We start from the raw sequence: 654 nt of genomic DNA, 5'->3' as shown, positions 1-654 counted from the left end.
GGACTGGCGGTACAACGGTTTGCAGCGAACGGAACCGCGCAGGGTGGCGTGACCGTGCTGCAGGGCCTGTCGCCAGATCTGCTCAATGCGGCAGACGTATCTGCCTACGATCTGCAGGCGCTCGACAACGGCGGGTATGTGCTGACGTACTCGCTCGGCCTGGAAGAAAGCTTCCGGTCGGCTACAGTGGCGGCGCAGACCAACGGACAGGTGCTGACCATACCGTTGGCAGGACGACCGCACGAATTCTACGTCGGTGGCGCCCCTGTGAACGCAAGCTTCTCGTTGCGCGGCGTGACCAGCACGGGTGCCGTCAAGACGGTGGCGCTGACGGCGGTCGATGGCGTCATCTCGATCGGCGGCGCAATCCTTGATCAATTCGCCAACGACAATCGCCTGACCTTGCAGGTCAACGGGCTGTCCCAGGGGCAGGCTGTCACCGTTGGCATCGACACGCGGCAGGACGTCAAATACGATCTTGCCGCCGCACTCGATACCGTGGCAACCAGCTTTGCGGCCACAACGTCTGGCCCCACCGCTGTGGGCGTCATCGCCACGAGCGAAGGGCGCGCCGAAGGGTTCACGATCGGATCGGCAACCTTTGCCAACGGCACCGGCCCAAGCTTCGTAAACATCCAAATCACACCACAGATC

At 63.0% G+C, this 654-nt stretch carries 1 protein-coding gene; it reads left to right on the top strand.

The annotated features are described in order from the left end of the window. Positions 1-48: 48 nt before the first annotated feature. A partial coding sequence (locus HGI47_RS22120; protein WP_206066369.1) for a hypothetical protein occupies positions 49-654 on the top strand: 606 nt, incomplete at its 3' end.

This window comes from Novosphingobium sp. ERN07, from assembly GCF_012641335.1.
GTDB lineage: Bacteria > Pseudomonadota > Alphaproteobacteria > Sphingomonadales > Sphingomonadaceae > Novosphingobium.
The sequence above is the reverse complement of the archived record's forward strand: the minus strand, read 5'-3'. Positions and strand labels throughout refer to the sequence as shown.